Source organism: Plantactinospora siamensis, from assembly GCF_042434095.1.
GTDB lineage: Bacteria > Actinomycetota > Actinomycetes > Mycobacteriales > Micromonosporaceae > KBS50.
On the sequence record NZ_JBHLUE010000008.1, the window covers coordinates 42,053 to 65,621 of the forward strand.

Sequence of the window (23,569 nt, forward strand, 5' to 3'; positions counted from 1 at the left end):
AGACTACTAAGTCACTAGGTTTAATGGGCAAGCGTCACCCCGCGGAGAGCCGATTCGGCTCATGGCCAGAGGGGGCCACCGGTGACCCGATCGATCCCGCCCGCCGAACACGATTACGACCGCCTGCGATCCCGGCAGTGGCTGGCCGGCCAGGCCCGCGGCGACGGCTTCTCCCGCCGGGACCTGCTTCGCCTCGCCGGCGCCATGGGAGCGGCGGCGGCCGCGACCACCGCACCGGCCGAGGCCGCCGCCGCAACCCCGCCGGCCGGGCCCGCGGCCGAGGACGGCCGCCCGCGAGCCGGGGCCGTGACCGACGCCGGTACGCCGGCGGCGGGCCAGCGGACCGGTGCGGTGGCCGCCGCGCCCCCCATCGTCAAGCCGCTGCCGCCGGAGCTGTTCGAGGTCTACGGCAGCAACGCCGAGATGCGCTGGTCGGCCATGGCCGGCCAGGGCTACCTGGTGCCCACCGACCGGTTCTTCGTCCGCAACCACACCTCGACCCCACTGCTGGACGCCGACTCCTGGCGGCTGCGGCTGTTCGGCACCGGCCTGCGCGGCTCCCCCACGGCGGACGATCCGATCGAGCTGAGCCACCGCGACCTGCGACGGATGCCGGCGGAGACCCGAACGGCCGCCGTCGAATGTGCCGGCAACGGGCGGAGCTTCTTCACCAGCCAGCAGGGTCAGACCGTGTCCGGCACCGCCTGGAAGCTGGGCGCCGTCGGGGTTGCCCGGTGGCGCGGCGTACGACTGTCCACCGTGCTCCGACACGCGGGCCTGACCGGGGACGCGGTGGACGTGCTGCCCACCGGCCTGGACGCCGACTACGTGACCGGCGGGGTGAACCTGGGTCCGGTCCGCCGCCCGCTGCCGCTCGCCAAGGCGCGGCACGACGTGCTGCTGGCGTACGAGATGAACGGCCGTCCGCTGCTCCCCGACCACGGCTTCCCGGTCCGGCTGGTGGTGCCGGGCTGGATCGGCATCTCCTCCATCAAGTGGCTGGGATCGATCGAGGTGGCCGACGGTCCGCTGTTCTCGCCGTGGAACACGCAGTTCTACCGGCTGTTCGGCCCCGGCTACCCGGCCGACGGGCAACTCATCGGACCGCAGGTGGTGAAGAGCGCGTTCGAGCTGCCCTGGGCGGCCCGGCTGCCGGCCGGCGCCCCGATCGAGCTCACCGGCCGGTCGTGGTCGGGCGCCGGGCGCATCCGTACGGTCGAGGTGAGCATCGACGACGGCCGCACCTGGCGGCGGGCCAAGCTGAGCCCCGGACCGGCCGGCGCCAGTTGGCGGCGGTGGCGGTTCCGCTGGCAATCACCGGCCGCCGGCGCGTACACGCTGCGGGCGCGGGCCACCGACGTCACCGGCGCCACCCAGCCCGACGAGGCCCGCTTCAACACCCTCGGCTACCTCTTCGACGGGGTGGTCCGGCATCCGGTCACGGTCGGCTAGACCCGTACCCCGGACGTGACGGCGGCCACCCGCGGCGGCCGACCGTTGCGCTGCCGGCGTCCCGGTGACCATGCTGCGGGGATGACGGAGCTGGCGGAGACCATCGCGGCCTGGCGGCACTCGCTGGATGCGGTCGTGGGCCTGGGCGAGTCGCTCGCGGACCGCGACTGGGATGCGCCCACCGAGTGTCCGGACTGGAGCGTCCGGGACGTGTACGCCCATCTCGTCGGCGGCGAGCTGTGGATGGCGGCCGGCCACCCGCGCCCGGAGCGGGGTCTGGCGCACATCGCCGCGGAGCCGGTCGCCGCCCGCCGCGGCAGGCCGGCCACCGAGGTGCTCGAGGAGCTGCGCGAGGTGCGCGAGGTGCGATACCGGCAGCTCACCGACGCGCCACCGGATCCCGACGAGCCGGCGTACGCGGCCTGGGGGCAGCCGGTCCCGCTGGGCATGCTGTGGCTGCACCGCGCCTTCGACCTGTGGGTCCACGAACAGGACATCCGCCGAGCGGTTGCCCGGCCGGGCAACCTCGGCTCGCCGGGCGCCCGCGCGGCGCGCGCCCTGTTCATCGCGGCGCTGCCCGCCGTGGTCGCCAAGCGTGCCGGCGCCCCGCCCGGGTCGGTGGTGCGGGTCACGGTCCGCGGTCCGGTCCCGCTCGACCATTCGGTACGGGTCGACGCCGACGGCCGCGGCCGGTCGCTGCCGGAGACACCCGACGCGGTGACCAGCGTGCTGACCATGGGCTGGGAGAGCTTCGCCCGGCTCGCCTGCGGGCGGATCCCGGCCGACCGGGCCGCGGCGGAGCTGACCGGCGATGTCGACCTCGGCCGCGCGGTCCTGACAAACCTGTCCATCACGCCCTGAGCCCTCGCCGGCCACCGACCGCCGACCACGGACCCGGCCCGGCCCGGTCGACGCCGGAAGGCGCCGACCGCGCCTACCCGGATCGGGCCGGTCAGTCGGCCGCCGGCCCGTCCCCGCGCAGCAGGATCCGCGCGCCGGCGCCCAGGCCGGCGGCGATCATGGCCGGCACCACCAGGACGAACAGGCTCGCGGCGCCGGCGACGCCACGGGGTTCGGGCAGGTGGGCGGTCTGCGGCCGGAGCACCGCGAGGGCGACGTACAGCACCGGTAGCGCCGATCCGATGACCAGCCCGGCGATCCACGCGCGGCGCGGCGCGGCGAAGCCGGACCCGGCCGCCGTGACCAGAAGCACCAGCAGCGAGACCTGACCGGCATCGTCGGAGGTGCCGAGGCGGTCCACCACCACCAGAGCCACCGCCGCGAGAGCCAGGCCCAGCCCGTACGCCAATCGATGCCGCACGGTTTCCTTGCCGACGTACCAGAGGCCGCCGGCGAGCCACCGCGACCGCCGGCGGCCCGGCGGGACCTGCGGGGCCTCGGCCAGCAGCGCCCCGGCCAGCTCCCGGCGGCGCCGGGGCAGCAGCCGGATCGCGGCCGTCAGCAGGATCAGCAGCAGCCGTTCCATCACGCCTCCCCGGTCGACGGGCGAACCCGTGCCTGGCCGGCCGGGGATGTCCGCTGCGGCGCCGCGCCAAGCTCGGCCGCCAGCCGCGCGCCCTCGGCCGTCAACCGGTAGAGGTGGCGGCGCGGCCGGCCCGTTGGCGCGTCCTCCTCCCAGCTCGTTTCCACCAGCCCCCGGTCGGCCAGCCGGCCGAGAATCGGATAGAGCGTGCCGGACGCGAGCCCGGTCTCCCGGGCCATGTCGTACCCGTAGCGCCAGGGCGCAGGATGGGAATGCAGCGCGGCGATCACCGCGCGGGTCTGCGCCGAGGAAAGCGGACGAGCAGGCATGACGCCGATACTACATATGTAGACCTTCGTTGCCAAGGCGGTGTTGGCGGCGTCGGCGCGAGCGGCCCGCGCCCCGGCGTCAGCCGGCCCGCGCCGCCAGCCGGTCGCGGAACCAGCGCGGATCGGGGTTGACGGACGCCTCCCCCCGGACGAAGACGGTCGGCACGGTCTCGTTACCACCGGCCACCGCACGGACGGCGGCAGCTCCGGCCGGGTCGGCCCAGATGTTCACCCAGTGCGCAAGCCGCGCCCGCCGGCCGAGCCGGATGCGCAACCGGAGGCAGTACGCGCAGCCGGGTCGCCAGTAGACGATCGGCCGCCCATCGACGGCGCCGCGCCGCTGCGCCTCAGCCGCGCCGATGGAGCGCGGGAAGGCCAGGGGCGAGTTCACGACCGCCAGCGGGACGAACACCAGAAACTCGCCCACGCCGAACTCCCGCGGACCGACAAGCGTCAACAGGCCCCCGAAGACCAGGCCGCACAACAACATTCCGCCCGCGATCCGCCAACTCCGTGCCATGCCCCCGCACGCTACCCACCGCCGTCGAGCCTCCTCAGTCCGCGGATCGCCGCCGCCGGCTGTCGCAGGGGCCGCCTGCTTACGGCATTACGGGGCTGCGGGGCGGCACCCCGTTCGCTAGCTTTCGATCATGCGCATCCCTCCGCTGCCCCCGCCGCCGCCGATGCTGACGCCCGAGCAGATGGCCCAGCGGGTGCTCGGGGACCGCCCGGCCGAGGTGACCCAACCGATCGTGATCAGCCCCTACGACCCGGAATGGCCGGCCAGGTATGCCGTCCAGGAGGGCCGGATCCGCCTCGCCCTCGGCGAGCGGGCGCTCGCGGTGGAGCACGTGGGCTCGACGGCCGTGCCGGGGCTGCCAGCCAAGGACCGGATCGACATCGACCTGATCGTGACCGAGCCGGCCGACGAGGACGCCTACGTCCCCGCCCTGGCCCGGGTCGGCTACACGCTGCGGACCCGGGAGCCGCACTGGTACGAGCACCGCTGCCTGTGGACGGACGACCACGACGTCAACCTGCACGTCTTCGGACCGGACTGCGACGAGCACCTGCGGCACCTGATCCTCCGCGACTGGCTGCGTACCCACCCGGAGGACCGCGACCGGTACGCGGCCGCCAAGCTCCGGTCGGCCGCCGAGAACCCGATGTCGATGGGCCGGTACGTCAACGGCAAGACGCCGGTCATCGTGGAGATTCTGAAGCGCGCCGGTCTGAGCTGACCGCTGCCCCGGAGTCCGTCACGGGAAGGCGTGGTCGCAGACCTGCCACTCGCCCTCGACGACCGCGACGGTCAGCGAGAATGCTCGCCCGGCGCTTGTGTGAGAGGTGACCCGCACATCGACCGCGGCGGAGTTGCCCGCCTCGTCGAGGAAGACGGCGCCGACCACGGAGTGCGACACGGGCCGTCCGAGGTCCTCGACCGCCGCAACGAACTGCGCCACCGTCATCCGTAGCCGCATGTCGGCGCAGAGGGACGCGTAGGCCACACCGTCATCGCCGGCCTCGACCCGCTGGAGAAACCGATCGGCGGCGTTTCTCGGCCCGTCGAGGTCCGGACCGCCGGAAGACCAGAGGATCGCGCCGGCAATGGGAAGGCCGAGGCCGCACACCAGGATGGCGACGATGGCAGCGGCCGCCCCGCCGGACAGCCGGCCTTTCCGCGGCCTCGCGCGCAACTCCTCGGCCGACACCTGCGGCCACGACGGGTACGTCACGTCGGCAAAGCTAATTGGTGGTTGTCGCGGACGCGTCACGGTCGGACATCCATTGCCCGCCAGCTCCCGCCCTCCGGCCGCGCCGCCCCACGGGCCGGGCCCGCCGCGGGCCGGCCAGGCGCTTTGACACGCGCCCTAGCTGTCGCGGGCTCGGCGATCGGCAAGAAGCTGCGCCGCGAGGCCGTAGATATCGGCTAACGCGGCCCCGACATCGGCATCGTCGGGCGGATAGACGTCATTGATGCTGCCCATTCCGCCGAATGCCTGCGTCAGATGTTCAAGCCCGTGCCCATCCCCTTGGGCTAGCCGCACCCGATCCCGCCCAAGCCAATCTGCCCAATGGTCGTCGCCGAGCTGCCGTAGCCGGTTCTCCGCCGCTGTCAACGCTGCAAGCAGGGCAGGAAGCCGCTCATGCTCACCAGGCATGCGGCTCCACGTCACAGCCGCAGCGTAGCGGCCGCTACCCAACCCGGATCCACACGCCATTCGCGCCGGTCCGACATGAGTCGTGCCGGATCTGTTCCTCATGATCGATCACCAGCGTTTCCGCTGGTCAAAGTGCGTAAGGGTGGAGCTGAGGGGATTTGAACCCCTGACCCCCTCGATGCGAACGAGGTGCGCTACCGGTCTGCGCCACAGCCCCTCGACCCACCGTGAGGCGAGCCGGCGACAAGCCTAACAGGGACCCCGCTCACCACGCGAACCACCCCGGGCGGCTGTCAGGCGGGGCGAGGGTTGGGGCCGGCCTCGTACGGGCGGCCGCGGAGTCCGCCCGTACGGCGGTAGGAGACCGAGGCGGCGGTCCGGCCGCCACCACCGGAGGCCGCCGCGGGCAGGTCCGTGCGGTCCAGGCCCATGGCCGCCCGGCGGACGGCCTCGCGCTGGGCCGCCAGCCGGCGCTGCGCCTCCCGGCGCGCCGCGGCGCGCCGGGCCTGCTCGCGGCGCACCTCGGCCTGCCGGGCGGCCAGCCAGGCGGCCTCGCGGGCCTCGATCCGGCGGCGGCGGCGGGCCGCGAGGGCGTGGTGGCGGAGCCGGACCACGTACGCGCCGAGGAGCATGCCGGTGACCGCGAAGCTTATCCAGAAACCGGCGCTGACCAGGGCCACCCCGACCAGTTCGACGAGGTTGAGCAGCAGCAGCGCCGCGAAGACCCGGCGGCGGCGGTACACGGCGGGGGTGTGCCGGCGCGCCGCCGGGCGCCGCCCGTCGACGCCGAGCGGCCCGGGGCGCGGACGGGTGGCCGCGGACACCGCCCGCAGCCGCCGGCCGGAGCGCGCGGGAACAAGGCGCTGGCGAGGCGCCGATCCGGACGAGGTCGCCGGAACGCCGGAGACGGGCTTGACCACGAGCTCGCGGCCGGCGTTGATCGGGCGGCGCCCGGGCACGGTGCGGCGCCGGCGCTGGCGTTCGAGCACCCGCGCCGTGGACTGCGCACGCTCCGCCACCAACCGCTCGGTCGCGTCGTACCGGCGGACCAGCGCCGGGGCGAGGGCCAGCAGACCGGCGGCGGCAAGAACGGCGAGGAGCACCGACGTCGGCACCCGCACTCCTCCCGTAGCCCCGATCCGACGGCCGGAGCCCGAAGGATTTTCGGAGCAGGGCCGCTGACAACGAAGATCATGCGGTCAACACGCGATTACCGCACGTCCAGTTACCTCAGGTTACGGGCGGTCAACCAGCACCGGCGTACGGCGCGCCGGGCGGGTGACCCGTGAACGAGTCAGGAGGCGGCGGCCCGGAGCCGGTGCCAGCGCGCCAGCAGGCCCCCCTCGGCCGCCACGTCTTCGCTGGTCAGGGCGTACCCCAGGTGGTCACGCCAGGTGCCGTCGATGTGCATGTAACGCGGGTGGTACGCCTCTTCACGGAAGCCCAGCTTCTCCACGACACGCCGCGAAGGCCGGTTTTCTGGTCGAATGTTCACTTCGATGCGATGCAGACCACCGTGCGTGAACGCGTGGTCTACGGCGAGTGCGAGGGCCGTGGGCATCACCCCGCGGCCGGCCACCCGGGAATCCACCCAGTAGCCCGCGTACGCCGAGCAGAACGCGCGCCGGACGATGTTGCCGAGATTCAGATGGCCGACCAGGCGCGTGCCACCGTCGTCGCGCAGGCAGATCGCGAACGGCATGCCCTCGCCGCGCTTCGCCGACCGGCGCTGGTCCCGGAAGACGTACCGGAAGGCGAGCGGCGAGTTCAGCTCGTACCAGCCGCCCGGCGGAGTCGACTCCCAGGGCGCGAGCCATCGCTCGTTCGCGCGCCGCACGTCCGACCAGGCCGTCGCGTCCGAGCGATGGTACGGGCGCAGCAGCACCGGCCCGTCGGACAGCACCGCGGGCCAGCCCGGAACCGGCCGCAGCATCACCGCCGCCGATCCAGCAGCAGCACGTCGACGGTCGACCCGGCGGCCGCCGAGGTCACCCGCTCGCCGAGCACGAGCAGGCCGTTCGCGTCGGCCAGCCCGATCAGCGTGTGCGGCCCGCCGCGCAGCGGCTGCACGGTGTAGCCGCCGCCGCGCCGCTCGGCAACGTGCGCCGGGCGAAACTCGCGCAGCCCCGCCGGGGACGAGACGGTTTCCAGCAGGTGCGCCCGGGCGCTGGGCCGGAACACCGGCTCGGCGCCCGCGAGCAGCTGGATGGCGGGCCGCGCCAACACCTCGAAGCCGATCAACGCGGCGCCGGGGTCACCGGGTAGACACACGACCGGCACCTCCTCGGCACCGACCGTACCGAATCCGAGGGCGGTTCCGGGATAGAGGGCCACCTCTGTGAAGGTGACCGGCCCGGCCCGGGAGCCGTCCCGGCGGGACAGGATCCGCCGGACCATGTCCCCGGGGCCGTTGCCGGTGCCGCCGGTGGTGACGATGAGGTCGGCCCGCAGGGTCTGGTCCTCGAGCAGGCCGCGGAGCGCCTCCGGGTCGTCGTCGCAGATGCCCACCCGGTACGCCAGCGCGCCCACCTCGGCGGCCGCGGCCGTCAACGCGTGCGAGTTGGTGTCCACCACCTGCCCCGGCTGACTGGCCCGGCCCACGTCGACCAGCTCGTCACCGGTCGCCACGATCACCACCCGCGGGCTGGGCCGGACCACGACGTGCCCGATGCCGGTGGCCGCGAAGATCGCCACGAGGGCCGGCGAGACGTACGTCCCGGCGCGCGCCAGCAGGTCCCCGGCCGCCACCTCCGCGCCGGCCCGGCGCACCCCGTACCCGCGCTTGGGCACCCGGTAGATCTCCACGGCGGCCATGCCCTGGTCGGTCCACTCCACCGGTACCACCACGTCGGCGGTGCTCGGCAGCGGCGACCCGGCGGCCACCGAGAAGCACGCGCCCGGCGTGAGCCGGACCGGCCGCCAGCTGGCCGCGCCCAGGTCACCGACCACGTTCAGCCGGACCGGGCGCAGCTCACCGGGGCGACCCGGGCCGGGCAGCGGGCCGGCGGCCGGGGCGTACCCGGCGCCCCGGGCGAGGGACAGGTCCTCCCACCGCGCGGCGTACCCGTCGATCGCGGCCTGCTCGAACGCCGGGAAGGCGTGCGGGGCCACGACGTCCTCGGCAAGGGTGTTGCCGTACGCCTGGGTGAGGTCGAGGTCGAGCGGCGGCAACGCCCGCAACCTGCGCAGCACGCTGCCCAGGTAGTCGGCGAGCGGCGTCAGCTCGTTGGCGGCCGCCTCGGCGTCGGCCGTGGCTGTCATGTACCGGACCCGCCCCCCGGGAAGCCGGCCTGGACGAACTCGCTGAGCCACGTGCGGAAGTCCGCGCCCAGGTCGTCACGCTCGCAGGCCAGCTGCACCACCGTCTGCAGGTAGCCGAGCGGCATGCCGGTGTCATAGCGGGTGCCGCGATACACGATCGCGTGCACCGGGACCTCCTCCTTGCGCAGCAGGTCGATGGCGTCGGTGAGCTGGATCTCGCCGCCGCTGCCCGGCTTGGTGCGCCGGATGGCGTCGAAGATGCGGCCCGGCAGGACGTACCGGCCGAGCACCGCGAGGTTGCTCGGGGCGTCCTCCGGCTTCGGCTTCTCCACCAGGCCGGTCACCTCGACCACGTCGCCGATGTCGGCGTAGTCGGAGCCGGTCGGCTGCACCGAGGCGATGCCGTACCGCTTGGTGTCGGCGGGCGGGACCTCGAAGAAGGCCAGCACCACGCCGCCGGTCCGGGACTGCAACTCCAGCATGGCCGGCAGGAGGGGCTCGGTCAGGTTGACGAACTCGTCGCCGAGCAGCACCGCGAACGGCGCGTCGCCCACATGCGACTCGGCGTAGCCGATGGCGTGCCCCAGGCCGAGCTGCTCCGGCTGGCGGCAGGTGTAGATCTCGGCCAGCTCGCTGGGCCGGCGCACCGCGGCCAGCCGCTCGTCGTCGCCCTTCTGTTCCAGCCGGGCCTCCAGATCGGGGCGGCGGTCGAAGTGGTCCACCATCGACGTCTTGCCGCGACCGGTGATCAGCAGAACGTCGTTGATGCCGGCCTCGGTGGCCTCCTCGACGATGTACTGCAGCACCGGTCGGTCGACCACCGGCAGGAGTTCCTTCGGCACGGCCTTGGTCGCGGGCAGGAACCGGGTCGCCAGGCCGGCGGCCGGGATGACGGCCTTCACCGCGCGCCGACCGGCGGGCGGAGTGGACGTCGTTGCTGGGGTCGCTGAATGCTCCGACATGCCGCGAGACTATCGGCCACGGCCCTGCCGTGGCGGGTGCGGCCCGGAAGACGCGCCGCCCGTGCCCCCCGCGCCGGCCGCCGCCGCCCGCGGCGCCGGGTCCGCGCGGACCGGGCCGGCGCACTCCGCCGGCACGGTCGCGTCCAGCACCGGCCGCCCGGAGGCCACCGCCAACCGGTACGTGTCCCGGCCGGCGGCCTTGGCCGCGTACAGCGCATCGTCGGCCGCGTCGAGCACGAGCTGACCGGTGGTGGCATGATCGGGATAGACGGCGATTCCTATCGATACGCTGATGGTGACGAGCACCGGCGGGTCGCCCGGGGCGCCGGTCGGCGCGGACACGGGATTGCCCCGGATCGCCGCGCCGAGCCGCTCCGCCGCCCGGACCGCGCCGCGGGCGTCGGTCTCCGGCAGCAGCACGACGAACTCCTCGCCGCCCTGCCGGAAGGCGAGGTCCACCTCCCGGACCACGGCCCGGATCCGCCGGGCGAACTCGACCAGCACCGCGTCCCCGGCGGCGTGCCCGTACGTGTCGTTGACGTCCTTGAACCGGTCCAGGTCCAGCGCCAGCACGCTGAGCATCCGGCCGAACCGGCTGGCCCGCTCGACCTCCCGGCGGATCGACTCCTTGAGATAGCGGTAGTTCCACAGCCCGGTCAGCGGATCGGTCAGGGACAGCCGCTGGGCCTCCTCGTGCACCCGGACGTTGTCCACGGCCACCGCCGCGTGCCGGGCGAACGACCGCAGCGTCACCAGGTCGGCGTCGTCGAAGTCGTCGTCGCCGAGCCGGTCGTACAGGGCCAACACGCCGAGCGCCGCGGGCGGCGCCGTACCGCCGAGGGCGATCGCGGCCCGGGCGGCGGCCGTGCTGGCCGGCCCGTCGCCCGGATCGCCCGGCGCGGCGAACGGCACGGCCACGTACGTCGAGCAGCGCGGCTCCTCCGGCGCGAGCGCCGGGGCGTCCCGGCGGACCCGGCCCCGCCGTGGTTCCCCGGTGGCGGCCACCCGGCCGAGCAGGCCGCGACCGAGGGCGATCCGGATCCGGGACGGGTCGTACGCCGGGACGCCGGGCCGGACCGCCGGCGCCGGCAGCCCCTCGGCGCACTGCCCGACCAACATCCCGGTCAGCTCGTCGACCAGCAGCACGAGGCCGGCCCGGGCGCCGCTCGCGGCGATCGCGCTGCGCAGGATGACCCGCAGGATCCGGTCCAGGTCGTGCGTGCTGGCCAGCGTGTCGCCGAGCACGGCCAGGTTGGCCCGCAACTGGTCCCGGCTGGTGGTCACCGCCTGCACGTACGCCTGGGTCTCCCGGGCCATCCGGTTGAAGGTGGCGGCCAGCCGACCCACCTCGTCGGCGCCGCGCACCGGGACCCGGGCCGTCAGGTCGCCCTCGGCCACCCGCTGCACGCCGAACGCCAGCTCGGCCAGTGGCCGGGTGGTGGACCGGGCCAGCCGCCACGCGGCCAGCACGGCCAGCCCGCCGGCCAGCAGCACCGCGGCCGCCAGCAGCACGTACGTCCCGACCGGCGGATCGGGGCTGATCGACAGCACCAGCGGCAGCGGCTGGCCGGGCGACGGACCGACCCGCCGGACGTACCGGCCGCCGTCCGCCCGGCTGATCGCGTCCCCGTCGATCCGCTGCGCGGCGGCCAGCACGGCCGGGCGGACGGCGGGACGTTCGGTGCTGCGACCGGCGGCCGTGGTGGCGTCGCCGTCGGCCAGCGTGACGTCCACGCCGGTGGCAGCCGCGAGCCGGTCCACGAACGGGCGGTCCAGCGGCGCGGCGGCCCAGACCCAGCCCATCGGCGTACCGGCCGCGTCCCGCAGCTCGCTGCGGACGGCGATGGCGTACACCCGGAAGCCGGACGGCACCGGGTTGCCGCAGTCGGCCCACGGCTCGGCCGGCGCGCGCGGGGTCTGGAAGGCGATCTCGCCGCCCGGTTCGGCGAGCCGGACCGCGGCGGCCAACCCGCGCCCGACCACCTGGTTGGCGGTGCCCACCCGGCCGGCCGGCTCGCCGACCAGGGCCACCGCGTCGGCGGCGGCCCGCAGCTGCTGACACAGCGCCCCGACGGAGGTCCGGGTCACTACGGCGGCCAGGTCGAGCCGCTCCTGGGTGCGCCGCAGATCCACCGCCGCCAGGGTGCTGCCGGCGAAGATCGCGCCGAGCAGGACCGGCCCGAGCACGACCGCGAGGAACGCGATGGTCAATCGTCGGTGCAGCGTCACTCGTCCCCCCGGAGATTGCGCACCAGTGCTGCCATGCTGGCACAGCCCGATTTCTTAACCCGGGCGGACGACGGAGAGTTGCGTGCCGGATTTTTCGGATGAAGCGGACGAGGCGAAGCTCGGCCTCCGCCGGGCCGTGCTGGCCGGCCGCCGGGCGCTCTCCGCGCCGGTCCGCGCCCGCGCCGCCGGGCTCGTCCAGGCCGAGCTGGCCGCCCTGGTACGCCGGCTCCGCCCGCGCGTCGTCACCGGGTACGTGCCGGTGGGCAGCGAGCCCGGCGGTCCGGATCTGCCCGAGGCGCTGGCCGCGGCGCTGCGCGCGGTCGACCCGCAACCGACCGGTCTGCTGCTGCCGGTGCTGCGATCCGATCTGGATCTCGACTGGGCCACCTACACCGGGCCGGCCGGGCTGCACGCCGCCGGCTACGGCCTGCGGGAGCCGACGGGCGCCCGGCTGGGTCGCTCGGCGATCTCCTCGGCCGGGCTGGTCGTGGTGCCGGCCGTGGCGGTGGACCGGCGCGGCGTACGGCTCGGCCGCGGCGGCGGCTCGTACGACCGGGCGCTCCGCCGGGTGACCCCGGGCGTGCCGGTGGTGGCGCTGCTGCACGAGGGCGAGTTGCTGGACGCGGTCCCCGCCCTGCCGCACGACGTCCGGGTCGACGCGGTGGTCACGCCCGCCGGCGGGCTGGTCCGGCTGCCGGCGGGTTGACCGGCGGAGCTGCCCCGCGGGCGGGTGCTGTCTGACTGCGCACGTCCGCTGGACGATCCGGGCCGGATGACGGATCATTGGCACTCGGATGCGACGAGTGCCAAGCCAGGATCCGGAGGGGAACGTGCCCACCTACCAGTACGTCTGCACCGAGTGCGGCCACCAGCTCGAGGCGGTGCAGTCCTTCGCCGACGAGCCGCTGACCGTGTGCCCGTCGTGTGAGGGCCGGCTGCGCAAGCTGTTCAACTCGGTGGGGATCGTTTTCAAGGGCTCCGGCTTCTACCGCACCGATTCCCGGTCGAACGGCTCCGAGTCCGCCGCCAAGGACGCCAAGCCGGGCGAGTCGGGGACCAGGGGCGACGCCGCGAAGGGCGGCGCCTCCGCCGGCAAGGACGCGAAGTCCGGTTCCGGCAGCGGCAGCTCGGGCAGCGGCGGTGGCTCCGGCGACGGCCGCTCGTCCGCCAGCAAGCCGGCCGCGACGAGCGGCTCCGGCTCCGGCTCCGGCTCCGGCTCTAAGGCTGCCACCACCAGCGCCAGCTGAGCGGTAGGGGCGCGAGCGGCGCGCCCGGGCCCGTGGGGTCCGCGCCCGAGCGGCCACCGAGCCTGTCCCGGTCCGCGCCCGGGCGGCGGCCACCGAGCCTGTGCTGGTCCGCGCCCGGGCGGCGGCCACCGAGCCTGTCCTGGTCCGCGCCCGAGCAGCGGCCACCGGTCCACGCCCGCGCGGCGGTCATCGGTCTGTTGAGGTCTCTGACCGGTTGACGCTCACCAGTGCGGCGGGCGGTCCTCGTAGAGCCGGTCGTCGTTCGAATCGGGGCGCTCACCCCAGCCTCGGTCGGTATCGTCGGTCGACTGATCCGGCAGCGGCGCCAACCCGTCGTCGTCGAACTCGACCGTCCGCTCGGCGTCCGCCCCCGAGGGGCGTGGCTCGTCCCGCATGTCCACGACAGCCAGGATACGCGCGAACGCTCGCCGGCCAGGCACTCCGCGCACCGGCTTCCGGCGCCGACTCCCGGCGCCTCGCCGGTGGCCATCGGCGTGCAGATCGGACGTTTCCCTACCCTGGGTGACCCCGCCGGCGGTGACATCCGCGTGCAATCGCTATACCTCTGAGGCATAAAAATGCCGTAGAGGCATAGGGATTGCTGATCCACTGGCCCGCACTCAGGACATTCGGCGCCTGGTGCCCGGTTTGGCCCGCAGGCCTTGGGCGGGGTGCTGCGCCACCTCGACCAGGCGGTCACCGACGGCAAGGCGCGCGCCCCCAGCCCAGACACGGCACGGCACGCGTCCGTCTACCGGCACGTCCCGGACCGGCGCGCGTCCGTGTACCGGCACGTCCCCGGACCGGCGCGCGTCCGTGTACCGGCACGTCCCCGGACCGGCACGGCACGCGTCCGCAGCCCGGCACGGCACGCGTTGGTAGCGTCGGTGCCCGTGAGCACGCACAGCGGTGGCGATCCCGACGAGGTCTGGCGACGACCGTCGACCGGTCCCGGCGACCCGGTGACCCCGGTTGCCGGTCCCGGCGACCCGGTGGCCCCAAGTGGATCGGGCGAGGAGCCCCCCCGACCGGCCCCCGCCGATCCGGAAGGCGAAGGTAGCGGCCCGCTCCCCCCGACCGGAGACCCGACCCCGGCCCGACCCGCCGCACCGACCGGGGATTTGGCCGCACCGGACGGGACCGCCACCGCACCCGGCGGCCCATTCCCGCCACCACCAGCGACCACCGCCGCCGCACCCGGCGGCCCCTTCGCGCCACCACCGGCCACCACCGCCGCCGGACCGGGCGGGGCGGGCGGGCCGGGGTCTGCCGCACCGGACGCCTGGCGCGCTCCCGGGGGCTATGCCGGGCCGCCGGTGAGCACCCCGCCGCCGCCGGGCTGGCGGCCCCCCGTACACGTCGAGGCCGCCCCGCCGCGACCGCTTCCCCCGCAGGACGCCGCGGCGCTGGATGCCGAGGAGCGCGGCGCCAGGACGATCACCACCGGCGTCGCGCTGGTGGCGACCGCCATCCTGGTCGTGGTGGTCTGCCTGCTCTGCTCGCGGCTGCTGTTCTGACCGGCGCCGGCAAAGCCCAGTCCTCGCCTCCGCGCACGGTCGGCATGATGCCGTACCCGCTCGGTTTCTAGAGGACGCCCCGCCAGACCGCCTGGGCGCCGGAGTCACCCGTCAGGTAGACGTACACGGCGGCCGCCACGCCCAGCGCGACCACGGCGCCGGATAGCAGCCAGCCCAGCCAGCCCGGCACGGCCCGCGCCCGCGGACCGGTGGCGGCGAGCAGCAGCAGGGTCATCACGCCCAGCCCCAGCGTCCACCAGAACAGCTTGTCCGCGTACCCCTGGTGTTTGGCGACCTGGTCGAGGATCTCGGCCTGGTAGCCCCGCGCGACCAGGACCCGCTGGAGCTCCTCGCCGGATTCCTTGGCCAGATAGACGGCGCCCACCGCGCCCACCGCGAGGATCCCGGCCAGCCAGCCGACCCGGGGCCGGAACCGCGGCACGAGCGCGTACGCGATGGCGGCCAGCACCAGCAGCGGCACCGAGGCCACGGCGGCGTGCACCAGCAGGGCGTGCGCCGGAAGGCCCATGATCTCCCTGAACATTCGTACCTCCCGGCTGTGTGCGGCCGCCGGACGATGAACGGCGTACGACGGTTCGGGGCGCCTCGTTCGAGCACACGCAGCCGGGGCCGGTCCGGTTCACCGGCGTGTGGCCCTGGCCACCTCCGGGCTCGGGGAATCGAACCAGAGTGGTCGATCCGTGCTCCAATGGGAGCATGTCCAGCGAGGAGCTGCTCCGGTCCAGGGGGCTGCGGGTCACCCGCCCCCGGCTGGCCGTGCTGGACGTGCTGGCCGAGGGCGGCCACCTGGAGGTCGACGAGATCGCCCGGCGGGTACGCGGGCGCCTCGACTCGGTGTCCATCCAGGCCGTGTACGACGTGCTCGCCGCCCTCGCCCGGGCCGGCCTGTCCCGGCGGATCGAACCCGCCGGCAGCCCCGCCCGGTACGAGGCACGGGCGGGAGACAACCACCACCACATCGTGTGCCGCGGCTGCGGGTTGATCAGCGACGTGGACTGCGCGCACGGCGGCGCGCCCTGCCTGGATCCGGCCGACGGGCACGGCTTCGAGGTGGACGAGGCCGAGATCACCTTCTGGGGCCTCTGCCCGGACTGCCAGATGCGGCGCGCGGCCGACGACTGAGCGCGACCGCTCGGCCCGACCGCTCGGCCCGGCCGCTCCCGGCCGGCGCGTGGCACCCTAGACGGATGGACCGCGAGGACGATCTCGGACTGTTCGGCCCCGGCTCGGTGACCTGGAAGGTGCACGACGAGCCGGTGCTGCTGGTCGCCGGTCTGCGCTCGCTCTATCTCCAGGCGCTGCACCCCCGGGCGATGGCCGGGGTGGCGCAGAACAGCAACTACCGGGCCGACCCGTGGGGCCGGCTGCTGCGGACCGCGACCTACGTGGCCACCACGGTCTATGGCACGACCGCCGAGGCCGAGGAGGCCGGTCGGCGGCTGCGCGCCCTGCACGCCCGGATGCGGGCCCGGGACCCGTTCACCGGCGAGGAGTTCCGGATCGACGGGCCGGATCTGCTCCGCTGGGTACACGTGACCGAGGTGGAGTCGTTCATCGACACCGCTCGGCGGGCCGGGGTGGCGCTGACCGGCGCGGAGATCGACGCGTACTACGCCGAACAGCGCCGGACCGCCACGCTGGTCGGGCTGGACCCCGAGACCGTGCCCGGCTCGGCGGCCGAGGTGGAGGAGTTCTACCTGCGGGTCCGCCCGGAACTGCGGCTGACCCGCGCGGCCGCCGAGACCGGCTTCTTCCTGGCGGCGCCCCCGGCGCCGAAGACGCTCAGCCGGCCGTTGCGGCTCGGCCTGGACCTGGGACCGGCCCGGCTGGCCTATCTCGGGGTGGCCGGCACCGCGTTCGGGCTGCTGCCGGCCTGGGCCCGCCGGCTGTACGGCGCGCCGGGCCTGCCCACCACCGACCTCTCCGCCGGCCTGGGGATCCGTACCCTGCGGCTGGCCCTGAACTCGGTGCCGCGCCGGCTCGTCGAGGGGCCGCTCTACAAGGCCGCGATGGAGCGCGCGGCCTGGGCCGACCGCGCGGCGGCCCGGCTGAGCTGACCGTGCGACTGGCCGGGCCAGCCCGCCCCGGCCGGCTCAGCCCCCGGCCGGCTCAGCCCCCGGCCGGCTCAGCCCCCGGCCGGATCGGCGGCGCCCGGCTCGGCGGCGCCCGGGGCGGGCGTCAGGGCTCGGGCCACGGCCGCCCAGGGTTCCTCGCCGGGCGCCCGGGCACCGTCCGGACAGGTCCGCCGATAGTCGCACCAGGCGCACCGGCCGCCGGGCCGGGTCGGGAACGCCTCGTCGGGGTCGCCGCCGTCGGACACCGTCCGCTCGGCCGCGATGATGTCCCGGGCGGTCTCCTCGGCCCGGGTGACCTGGCGGGCCAGGGACTCCGGCGTGTGCTCGTGCGCCGCCACCGTGGCGGTGGGCAGGTGGTGCAGCTCGACCCGCCGGCAGGGGCGCCGGAAGACCCGTTCGGCCGCGAACGCGTACAGCGCCAGCGCCGACGAGCCGCGGGCGTCGTCGGCGTCCAGACCGGACCGGCCGGTCTTGTAGTCGACGATCACCGCCTCGGGACCCGTGGGGCCGGACCGGGCGTCGATCCGGTCGGCGCGGCCGTTGAAGGCCAGCACGGCCGTCTTGACCGCGACCACCCGTTCGACGCCGAGCGGGTCGGCCTCCGGGTCGAGCGTCGCCACATAGGACTCCAGCCAGCCCAGCGCCCGCCGGAACGCAAGCCGTTCCTGGTCGGGGTCGCGGTAGCCCTCACCCACCCAGGTGGCCCGCAGCAGCCGGGGCAGCGCCTCCGGACGGCGGTCGGACGCGGCGAGGGAGAACCAGTTCCGCAGGGCGGTGTGCACGCTCGCGCCGAGCGAGTTGTGGGCCCACGGTGGACCCTTCGGCGGCGCCGGCCGGTCGAGGTAGCCGTACCGGTAGCGGCGCGGACAGTCCTCGTACGCTCCCAGCTTGCTGGGCGTGCACACGAAGAGCCGCTCCGGCATGCCGGCGAAGCCCAACTGTTCCGGTTCGGCGCGGGGGCGTGGGGGGCGCCCACCCCCGGTGGAGGATCGTCGCACGTGACGATCCTGCCATCCGGCACCGACAGCCCCGCGCCCCCGCGCGGACCCCGGCGGCTCAGTCCGCGCCCCCGCGCGGACCCCGGCCGCTCAGCGGGCGTTGAGGTACGCGGTGACGAACGAGCCGATCGCGTCGGCGATCAGCTGCACCGCGATGGCCGCCAGCAACAGACCGGCGATCCGGGTGAGCACTTCGATGCCGCCCGGCCGGAGAATCTTCACGATCACCCCGGAGAACCGCAGCACCAACCAGACGGCCACCATCACCGCCACGATCGCCGCGCCGATCTGCAGGTAGTCGACCAGCCCGGTGGACCGCTGCACGAACAGCATGGTGGCGACGATCGCGCCCGGCCCGGCCAGCAGCGGCGTGCCGAGCGGGACCAGCGCGATGTTCGCGGTCGAGGACTGCTGCTCCGGGTCGTCCGCCTTGCCGGTCAGCAGCTCGAGGGCGACCAGGACGAGCAGCAGCCCGCCGGCGGCCTGCAGCGCGGGCAGCGAGACGTGCAGGTACGCCAGCAGCGTCTGGCCGGCCACCGCGAACACCACGATCACCCCGAGCGCGAGCGCCACCGCCTGCCAGGCGGCACGGTTGCGGTCCCGGGCCGACAGCGGCCCGGTCAGGGCCAGGAAGATCGGCATCATGCCCGGCGGGTCGGTGATGACGAGCAACGTCAGGAAGACCTCGCCGAACAGCTTGATACCCACCCGGACACGGTATCGGCGTGATCTGGCGCGCCGACGCGGATCAGCCGGAAGCGACCCCGGTCACGCCGCTGGCCGCGGCCACCAGCCGCTCGTACGCCGGCTCCGCGGTGGTCCAGGCGCCCAGGGCCACGCTCTTGTGACTGCCGTGGAAGTCCGACGAGCCGGTGACGAACAGCCCCAGCTCCGCGGCCAGGGCCCGGACGTGCGCCCGCTCGGTCGGGGAGTGGTCCTCGTGGTCGGCCTCCAGCCCGGCCAGGCCGGCCGCGGCCAGCTCGGCGATCAGCGTGTCCGGCACCACCCGCCCGCGCCGGGTGGCCCGCGGGTGGGCGAAGACCGGCACTCCGCCGGCCCGGCGGACCAGCTCGACGGCCCGGAATACGTCGATGTCGTCCTTGGGCAGCTGGTACCGCCCGCCCAGCCAGTTTCGCCCGAACGCCTCCCTGGTGGAGCCGACCAACCCGGCCCGGATCAGCGCCTGGGCGATGTGCGGCCGGCCGACGGCGCCACCGGCCGCCCGGTCCAGCACGTCGGGCCAGCTGATGTCGAATCCGTCGGCCCGGAGCAGGTCCACGATCCGCTCCCCGCGCAGCTCCCGGTCGGCCCGGACCCGGCGCAGCTCAGCCGCGAGCTCCGGCTCCGCCGGGTCGAACAGGTACGCGAGCAGGTGCAGCGGCACCGCCGGCCGGCCGCCGTGCCAGCGGCAGGACAGCTCGGCGCCGCGTACCAGGTCGAGACCGGGCGGTAGCGCGGCGAGCGCGGCGGCCCAGCCCTCGGTGGTGTCGTGGTCGGTGATGGCCAGCACGCTGAGGCCCGCCGTCGCCGCCGCGCCGACCAGCTCGGCCGGGGTGAGGGTGCCGTCGCTGGCCGTGGAATGGGTGTGCAGGTCGATGCGGCGCCCCCCGGCGGGCTGCCGGCCGTCCGGGCCGGCCCAGCGGAGCGCCGTTGATCCGTCGTCCGGGCCGGTCAACCGCCGACCGCCGGTGTGCCGGCCGGGGCCGCCGCGCCGGTGGCGCGGCCCACGAGCACGACGGGGGCGCTGCGCAGCGGCAGTTGGGCCACGGCCCGACCGTCGCTCACCTTCCCGACCGACACGACGTCGAGGCTGCCCTGGCCGTCCACGTGCACGGCCGTCCGGTCGTCGGTCCAGACCGGTTGGGCCCGCAGGGTCGGCCCGGCCGGCCACACCGACGGGATCGACCCGAAGGCGCCGTGCAGGTCGACCAGCAGCGCGCCGTCCGGCGTGCCGCCGCCGGCCCCCGGGCTGAGGGTCGTGCCGGGGTCGCCGCTCACCGTAACCGCCGGGTTGGCCAGCAGCCACCGGCCGTCCGGGGAGATCGCCGCCGGACCGGGTGCCAGCCGCACCTGGCAGGCGGTGCTGGTCGGCGCGAGGTCGCGGCCCAGGTCGAGCAGGGCCAGGCAGGGTACGTCGCGGGCGTCCCGGACCACGCCCACCGCCTGCCGACCGTCCGGAAGCGGCCCGTACACCGCCAGCGGGCCGGCCTGCCACCTCGGGCTCCGGTCGGCGGTCGGCCACCAGAGCCGGAAGCCGGCCGGCTCGGCACGGCGCAACAGCAGGGCGGCGCCGAGGAAGCGGACTGGTTCCGCCCCCGCGACCCGGATCTGCTCGGGCACCCCCAGCGTCCCTTCGGCCAGGCTGCCCATGAAGAGCCGATCGTCGAACCGCCAGGCCACCCGCCGGCCGTCGGGCGCGAGCACCAGGGCGCTCACCCCGTTGAGCAGCCGCCGGACCGCCCCGGAGCTCGTGCCGTACCAGAGCGCTGACCGGGCGGCCGTCCCGGTGACCAGCAACCAGCCGTCCCCGGTACGCAGCGCCGCGGTCACCGGCGAGTCGACCGCGAAGTCGATGCGCCCGGTGCCGATCAGGGTGTGCTCGTTGATCAGCTCGACGGTCGGCGGGGCGCCGGTGGGCAGGGCCAGCGGATCGGCGTCCGACGGGTCGGGGCCGAACGGCAACGTGGGCGCATCGGGCGAGTCGTCGAGCATCACCACGCCCGGTCCGGGCCCGGGCGCCGGCGTTCCCACCTGGACGATCCCGACGCTCACCAGGACGATGGCCAGTGCGGCCGAGGTGACCCCGCCGACCGCACGTAACCGGCGGGCCCGCCGGCCTCGGCGGATCGCCACGCCCGCCGGGTCCAACGGGGACCGGGCGGCGGCCACCCGCTGGGACAGGGTGTCCCGCAGGGCCCGCTCGAGCTCGTCCTGTTCCACGTTCGTCAGACGCCGGTGGCGGCGCGGAAGGTTGCCAGCCGGGCGGGTACGGACCGCGCCGGCCTCGGCATCTCAGACCTCCATCCGGGCCGCGCGGCCCGCCGGAACGGCCGAGGCGGGGACCGTCGCCACCGGGGCCGGTGGCACCGGCCGCAGGGCGGACGTCCTCGCCGGCTCGCCGCCAGCCACCGGCGCGGGCCGGCGTACCCGGGTCGGCGGACCGGCCGGCGGCGGACCCGCCGGGACGTGCGTCGGCCCGACCGGCGCGGGCGCCGTCGGCCGGACCAGCGCGGGCGCCGTCGGGCGGACCGGCGCGGACCCGACCGGCGTGGGCGCCGTCGGGCGGCCGGCCCGCGGGCCGGCGGCCGACCCGCGGGCCGTCCCGGTCGCCGCCGGTACGTCCCGGGCCCGCTCCACCGCCTCCTCGGCGGCGAGCCGCCGGCGCAGCGTGGCCAGCGCCCGGGAGGTCTGGCTCTTGACCGTGCCCGCCGAGATGTTCAGCAACGCCGCCGTCTGCGCCTCGGAAAGATCCTCGTAGAAGCGGAGCACCAGCACCGCGCGCTGCCGGGCCGGCAGGTCCTGTACGTGTCGCCAGAGCGCGTCCCGCTCCAGCTGCTCGTGGATCCGGTCCCGGGCCGGCTGCTCGGGCAGCACCTCGGTGGGCCGTTCCCCGTGCCACCGCCGCCGCCACCAGCTGGTGGCGGTGTTGACCAGGACCCGACGGGCGTACGGCTCGACCGCCTCGATGCCGCCCAGCCGCTTCCACGCCAGGTAGGTCTTGGTGAGCGCGGTCTGCAGCAGGTCCTCGGCGGTCGCCCAGTCCCCGGCGAGCAGGTAGGCGGTCCGCAGCAGGGCGCCGGAGCGAGCCGCGACGAACTCGCGGAACTCTTCCTCCAGAGCGTCGCTGGCCGCCACCGTCGGTCCTTCCTGCCGGTCGTGCCAACCGAGGCTGCCACAGCGGGCGCACAAGGTCCATGGCGCTTCGGTGCGGAATCGTCGATGTTTGGACAGAACCGCGCAGCCGCGACCGCGGCCCGGTCAGGCGCCGTCGTCCGCCTTGGCCTCGTCGGCCTCCTTGCCCAGCCGCGCCTCGACCGCCTGCGGCTCGTACATCTCCTCGACCACCCGCAGGTAGAGCTCGTTGGGGTTGGGCAGGTGCTTGACCTCGCGCAACGCCTGCTCCTGGCCGGCCGACTCCAGCACGAACGTGCCGTAGTTGAGGGTCCGGCCCAGCGGGGACTGCTCGTACTTCATGTCGGTGACCCGGGCCAGCGGCATCATCGCCACGTGCCGGGTGACGATGCCGTTGACCACCATCACCCGCTTGTTGGTGAGGATGAAGCGGTCGTGATACCAGTCGGCCACCCGCCAGGCCACCCAGCCGATCACGACAAACCAGAGGATCACCGCCACCGTGGTCAGCGCGCCGACGTTCTGGCCGGCGAGGAACCCGGAAAGGTAGCCGAGGATGAAGGTGGCCAGGATGCCGACCACCAGCGGCGTGGCCAGGTGCACCCAGTGCCGCTTCCACTCGCCGCGGTACCGCTCGGTGGGGAAGAGATAGCGGGCCACCAGCGGGGTCGGCTCGTCCTCCAGCGGCAGGACGCGCCGGGTGCCCAGCGGCATGCCCGAGGCGTCCACCCGGAGACCGGCCAGCTCGTCCTCGGTGATCCGCGGCGCCGAGCGGTAGCCCTCCTCGTCCCGGTAGCCCTCCGACCCCCAGGCGCCGGAGCCCGCCGCGCCGTAGCCCGCGGCCTCCGGATAGGGCGAGGATCCCGGGTACGGGCCATCGTCGGGCGGCGGCCCGTCCTCCGGTCGGATCCGCGGGATCGGTTCGGTGTCCCGCTCACGCCGGAAGCGATCGTCGTCTTCGGGATCGAGAGGTGGCGGGCCCGGCGGGGTGGTCATGGGGCGCTACGCGACGAGGTTGCTGAAGAACTCGCCGAACCCGGAGGCGATGTCGACCAGGCCACCGCCGAGCGACTTGAAGACGTCGGCCGCCGAGTTCGGTCGGAAGGCGACGAAGAAGATGAGAAATGCGACCCCAAGCCAGGTGAGAACCTTCTTGACCATGACGGGCCATCCCCTCCGTGCGGCTCCGCACCGGCACCGCAGCGATACCGAGAGTGTCAGTCAGACGCCTAACAGTGAACAGACTACCCATGCCCTACGGCACCGGCGCAAGCCCCGATCAGGCCTTGCCGTGCAGGTAGGGACAGGGCGCCCCGAACACGAGCTCGGGCGGTGTCCACTCGGCAAGGTCCTGCAGGACGACCTCGTCGGCGAGGACGTAGCCCGCGCTTGCCGGCCAGGTTATCGCATAGAGCCACATTCCCCGAGCTTCACCGACGTAGGCGCTCCGGTCTGTCGCGGATCCAACGGACCACAGTGGAGTTGGGTGGCCGCCAGCACGAATCTTCGCGTGTGCCGTGACCTCGGCGTGTCCCGGCGGCGGCTGGGTCATCACGTCGGCCAGCTCGGCGCCGGGATCCGGACCGGACAGTGCGGCGAACCGGTTGCCCAGGCCCACGCCCGGCTCCTCGGCCACCAGCACCAGGTCGGCCGGACCGCCGCCCAGCGGCGCCGGGCCGCTGCACGCCACGGCGGCGGCACGTACCCCGGTGCGATCGTCGCCCGCCCACGCCACGCCGGTCACCGTCCACCCGGGCAGCAGCGGCCACGGGCACCAGAGCGGCACGGCGGGCCGGCCCGCCTGCGCCGCGGTGACCGCGACCCGCTCGGCCGCCGCCGCCACGATCTCCGCACCGACATGCTCGGCCGTGTGCAGCGGGGGCACCGGCCCGCAGTCCGGACACCGCCACTCCGTATGCATCAGGTCCGGTTCACGTACCGGTCCACCACAGCGGGGGCAACTCACTGAAACACCCATGGC

28 protein-coding genes and 1 tRNA gene are annotated in these 23,569 nt (G+C 74.9%); 8 read left to right on the forward strand and 21 right to left on the reverse strand.

The window, feature by feature from the left end; genetic code table 11:
* Nucleotides 1–81 precede the first annotated feature (81 nt).
* Both ACFFHU_RS11055 and ACFFHU_RS11060 read left to right on the forward strand, forming a co-directional pair.
* On the forward strand, nucleotides 82–1,452 hold the full coding sequence (locus ACFFHU_RS11055) for a sulfite oxidase (protein ID WP_377337870.1): 1,371 nt from the start codon (nucleotides 82–84) through the stop codon (nucleotides 1,450–1,452).
* An 81-nt stretch (nucleotides 1,453–1,533) separates the two neighbouring features.
* Nucleotides 1,534–2,313, forward strand: a complete 780-nt coding sequence (locus ACFFHU_RS11060; RefSeq protein ID WP_377337871.1) for a maleylpyruvate isomerase family mycothiol-dependent enzyme — start codon at nucleotides 1,534–1,536, stop codon at nucleotides 2,311–2,313.
* A 91-nt stretch (nucleotides 2,314–2,404) separates the two neighbouring features.
* On the opposite strand, the gene ACFFHU_RS11065 is transcribed toward ACFFHU_RS11060, so the two are convergent.
* The 3 genes from ACFFHU_RS11065 to ACFFHU_RS11075 all read right to left on the reverse strand — a co-directional run bounded on the left by ACFFHU_RS11065 (nucleotide 2,405) and on the right by ACFFHU_RS11075 (nucleotide 3,784).
* Nucleotides 2,405–2,938, reverse strand: coding sequence for a hypothetical protein (locus tag ACFFHU_RS11065; RefSeq protein ID WP_377337873.1), 534 nt, complete (start codon nucleotides 2,936–2,938; stop codon nucleotides 2,405–2,407).
* Complete coding sequence (locus tag ACFFHU_RS11070) at nucleotides 2,938–3,264, reverse strand: PadR family transcriptional regulator (protein WP_377337875.1); 327 nt, start codon at nucleotides 3,262–3,264, stop codon at nucleotides 2,938–2,940. Before ACFFHU_RS11070 ends, ACFFHU_RS11065 begins: the two co-directional genes overlap by 1 nt.
* 79 nt (nucleotides 3,265–3,343) lie before the next feature.
* Entirely contained in the window at nucleotides 3,344–3,784 is a 441-nt protein-coding gene (locus ACFFHU_RS11075; RefSeq protein WP_377337877.1) for a glutaredoxin domain-containing protein, read from the reverse strand.
* Nucleotides 3,785–3,914: 130 nt separating this feature from the next.
* On the opposite strand from ACFFHU_RS11075, the gene ACFFHU_RS11080 reads away from it, so the two are divergent.
* Nucleotides 3,915–4,505, forward strand: coding sequence for a GrpB family protein (locus ACFFHU_RS11080; protein WP_377337879.1), 591 nt, complete (start codon nucleotides 3,915–3,917; stop codon nucleotides 4,503–4,505).
* 18 nt (nucleotides 4,506–4,523) lie between these two features.
* Here ACFFHU_RS11080 and ACFFHU_RS11085 read toward each other — a convergent pair whose 3' ends face one another.
* The 8 genes from ACFFHU_RS11085 to ACFFHU_RS11120 all read right to left on the reverse strand — a co-directional run bounded on the left by ACFFHU_RS11085 (nucleotide 4,524) and on the right by ACFFHU_RS11120 (nucleotide 11,878).
* Nucleotides 4,524–5,000, reverse strand: a complete 477-nt coding sequence (locus ACFFHU_RS11085) for an Rv0361 family membrane protein (protein ID WP_377337881.1) — start codon at nucleotides 4,998–5,000, stop codon at nucleotides 4,524–4,526.
* A 135-nt stretch (nucleotides 5,001–5,135) separates the two neighbouring features.
* Nucleotides 5,136–5,441, reverse strand: a complete 306-nt coding sequence (locus ACFFHU_RS11090) for a DUF6966 domain-containing protein (protein WP_377337883.1) — start codon at nucleotides 5,439–5,441, stop codon at nucleotides 5,136–5,138.
* A 128-nt stretch (nucleotides 5,442–5,569) separates the two neighbouring features.
* Nucleotides 5,570–5,643: transfer RNA gene (locus ACFFHU_RS11095), tRNA-Ala, on the reverse strand.
* 76 nt (nucleotides 5,644–5,719) lie between these two features.
* Nucleotides 5,720–6,541, reverse strand: a complete 822-nt coding sequence (gene sepX / locus ACFFHU_RS11100; RefSeq protein WP_377337885.1) for a divisome protein SepX/GlpR — start codon at nucleotides 6,539–6,541, stop codon at nucleotides 5,720–5,722.
* A gap of 179 nt (nucleotides 6,542–6,720) precedes the next feature.
* Entirely contained in the window at nucleotides 6,721–7,359 is a 639-nt protein-coding gene (locus ACFFHU_RS11105; protein ID WP_377337886.1) for a GNAT family N-acetyltransferase, read from the reverse strand.
* Nucleotides 7,359–8,687, reverse strand: coding sequence for a molybdopterin molybdotransferase MoeA (locus ACFFHU_RS11110; protein WP_377337888.1), 1,329 nt, complete (start codon nucleotides 8,685–8,687; stop codon nucleotides 7,359–7,361). The genes ACFFHU_RS11105 and ACFFHU_RS11110 overlap by 1 nt, the downstream gene beginning before the upstream one ends.
* Nucleotides 8,684–9,649 (reverse strand): UTP--glucose-1-phosphate uridylyltransferase, encoded by a 966-nt coding sequence (locus tag ACFFHU_RS11115; protein ID WP_377337890.1) that lies wholly within the window; start codon nucleotides 9,647–9,649, stop codon nucleotides 8,684–8,686. Before ACFFHU_RS11115 ends, ACFFHU_RS11110 begins: the two co-directional genes overlap by 4 nt.
* Before the next feature lie 9 nt (nucleotides 9,650–9,658).
* Nucleotides 9,659–11,878, reverse strand: coding sequence for a diguanylate cyclase (locus ACFFHU_RS11120; protein ID WP_377337892.1), 2,220 nt, complete (start codon nucleotides 11,876–11,878; stop codon nucleotides 9,659–9,661).
* Between the two features lie 82 nt (nucleotides 11,879–11,960).
* Here ACFFHU_RS11120 and ACFFHU_RS11125 point away from each other — a divergent pair, with 82 nt between their 5' ends.
* Nucleotides 11,961–12,584 (forward strand): 5-formyltetrahydrofolate cyclo-ligase, encoded by a 624-nt coding sequence (locus ACFFHU_RS11125; RefSeq protein WP_377337894.1) that lies wholly within the window; start codon nucleotides 11,961–11,963, stop codon nucleotides 12,582–12,584.
* An 88-nt stretch (nucleotides 12,585–12,672) separates the two neighbouring features.
* Nucleotides 12,673–13,125 carry an FmdB family zinc ribbon protein gene (locus tag ACFFHU_RS11130; RefSeq protein ID WP_377337896.1) on the forward strand — a complete coding sequence of 151 codons (453 nt, stop codon included), beginning with the start codon at nucleotides 12,673–12,675 and terminating at the stop codon, nucleotides 13,123–13,125.
* 221 nt (nucleotides 13,126–13,346) lie between these two features.
* On the opposite strand, the gene ACFFHU_RS11135 is transcribed toward ACFFHU_RS11130, so the two are convergent.
* Nucleotides 13,347–13,526, reverse strand: a complete 180-nt coding sequence (locus ACFFHU_RS11135; protein WP_377338277.1) for a hypothetical protein — start codon at nucleotides 13,524–13,526, stop codon at nucleotides 13,347–13,349.
* Between the two features lie 915 nt (nucleotides 13,527–14,441).
* Between ACFFHU_RS11135 and ACFFHU_RS11140 the strand changes: the two genes are divergently transcribed.
* Nucleotides 14,442–14,642 (forward strand): hypothetical protein, encoded by a 201-nt coding sequence (locus tag ACFFHU_RS11140; RefSeq protein ID WP_377337898.1) that lies wholly within the window; start codon nucleotides 14,442–14,444, stop codon nucleotides 14,640–14,642.
* Nucleotides 14,643–14,709: 67 nt separating this feature from the next.
* Here the strand turns inward: ACFFHU_RS11140 and ACFFHU_RS11145 are convergent, their stop codons facing one another.
* On the reverse strand, nucleotides 14,710–15,186 hold the full coding sequence (locus ACFFHU_RS11145) for a DUF2231 domain-containing protein (RefSeq protein ID WP_377337900.1): 477 nt from the start codon (nucleotides 15,184–15,186) through the stop codon (nucleotides 14,710–14,712).
* A gap of 173 nt (nucleotides 15,187–15,359) precedes the next feature.
* Between ACFFHU_RS11145 and ACFFHU_RS11150 the strand changes: the two genes are divergently transcribed.
* Nucleotides 15,360–15,785 (forward strand): Fur family transcriptional regulator, encoded by a 426-nt coding sequence (locus ACFFHU_RS11150; RefSeq protein WP_377337902.1) that lies wholly within the window; start codon nucleotides 15,360–15,362, stop codon nucleotides 15,783–15,785.
* A 65-nt stretch (nucleotides 15,786–15,850) separates the two neighbouring features.
* Nucleotides 15,851–16,720 (forward strand): oxygenase MpaB family protein, encoded by an 870-nt coding sequence (locus tag ACFFHU_RS11155; protein ID WP_377337903.1) that lies wholly within the window; start codon nucleotides 15,851–15,853, stop codon nucleotides 16,718–16,720.
* Nucleotides 16,721–16,788: 68 nt separating this feature from the next.
* On the opposite strand, the gene ACFFHU_RS11160 is transcribed toward ACFFHU_RS11155, so the two are convergent.
* The 8 genes from ACFFHU_RS11160 to ACFFHU_RS11195 form a co-directional block, all read right to left on the reverse strand.
* On the reverse strand, nucleotides 16,789–17,661 hold the full coding sequence (locus tag ACFFHU_RS11160) for a RecB family exonuclease (protein WP_377338250.1): 873 nt from the start codon (nucleotides 17,659–17,661) through the stop codon (nucleotides 16,789–16,791).
* A gap of 165 nt (nucleotides 17,662–17,826) precedes the next feature.
* Complete coding sequence (locus tag ACFFHU_RS11165) at nucleotides 17,827–18,444, reverse strand: MarC family protein (protein WP_377337905.1); 618 nt, start codon at nucleotides 18,442–18,444, stop codon at nucleotides 17,827–17,829.
* 40 nt (nucleotides 18,445–18,484) lie between these two features.
* Complete coding sequence (locus ACFFHU_RS11170) at nucleotides 18,485–19,333, reverse strand: PHP domain-containing protein (RefSeq protein WP_377338252.1); 849 nt, start codon at nucleotides 19,331–19,333, stop codon at nucleotides 18,485–18,487.
* 74 nt (nucleotides 19,334–19,407) lie between these two features.
* Nucleotides 19,408–20,676 (reverse strand): hypothetical protein, encoded by a 1,269-nt coding sequence (locus tag ACFFHU_RS11175; protein ID WP_377337906.1) that lies wholly within the window; start codon nucleotides 20,674–20,676, stop codon nucleotides 19,408–19,410.
* A gap of 72 nt (nucleotides 20,677–20,748) precedes the next feature.
* Nucleotides 20,749–21,591 carry a SigE family RNA polymerase sigma factor gene (locus ACFFHU_RS11180; protein ID WP_377337908.1) on the reverse strand — a complete coding sequence of 281 codons (843 nt, stop codon included), beginning with the start codon at nucleotides 21,589–21,591 and terminating at the stop codon, nucleotides 20,749–20,751.
* 123 nt (nucleotides 21,592–21,714) lie between these two features.
* Nucleotides 21,715–22,584: a PH domain-containing protein gene (locus ACFFHU_RS11185; protein WP_377337910.1), complete on the reverse strand. Its 870-nt coding sequence runs from the start codon at nucleotides 22,582–22,584 to the stop codon at nucleotides 21,715–21,717.
* A gap of 6 nt (nucleotides 22,585–22,590) precedes the next feature.
* A complete protein-coding gene (locus tag ACFFHU_RS11190) occupies nucleotides 22,591–22,749 on the reverse strand; it encodes a hypothetical protein (RefSeq protein WP_198348085.1) in 159 nt (52 codons plus the stop codon).
* A gap of 118 nt (nucleotides 22,750–22,867) precedes the next feature.
* Nucleotides 22,868–23,566: a DUF6758 family protein gene (locus ACFFHU_RS11195; protein ID WP_377337912.1), complete on the reverse strand. Its 699-nt coding sequence runs from the start codon at nucleotides 23,564–23,566 to the stop codon at nucleotides 22,868–22,870.
* Between the last annotated feature and the right edge of the window lie 3 nt (nucleotides 23,567–23,569).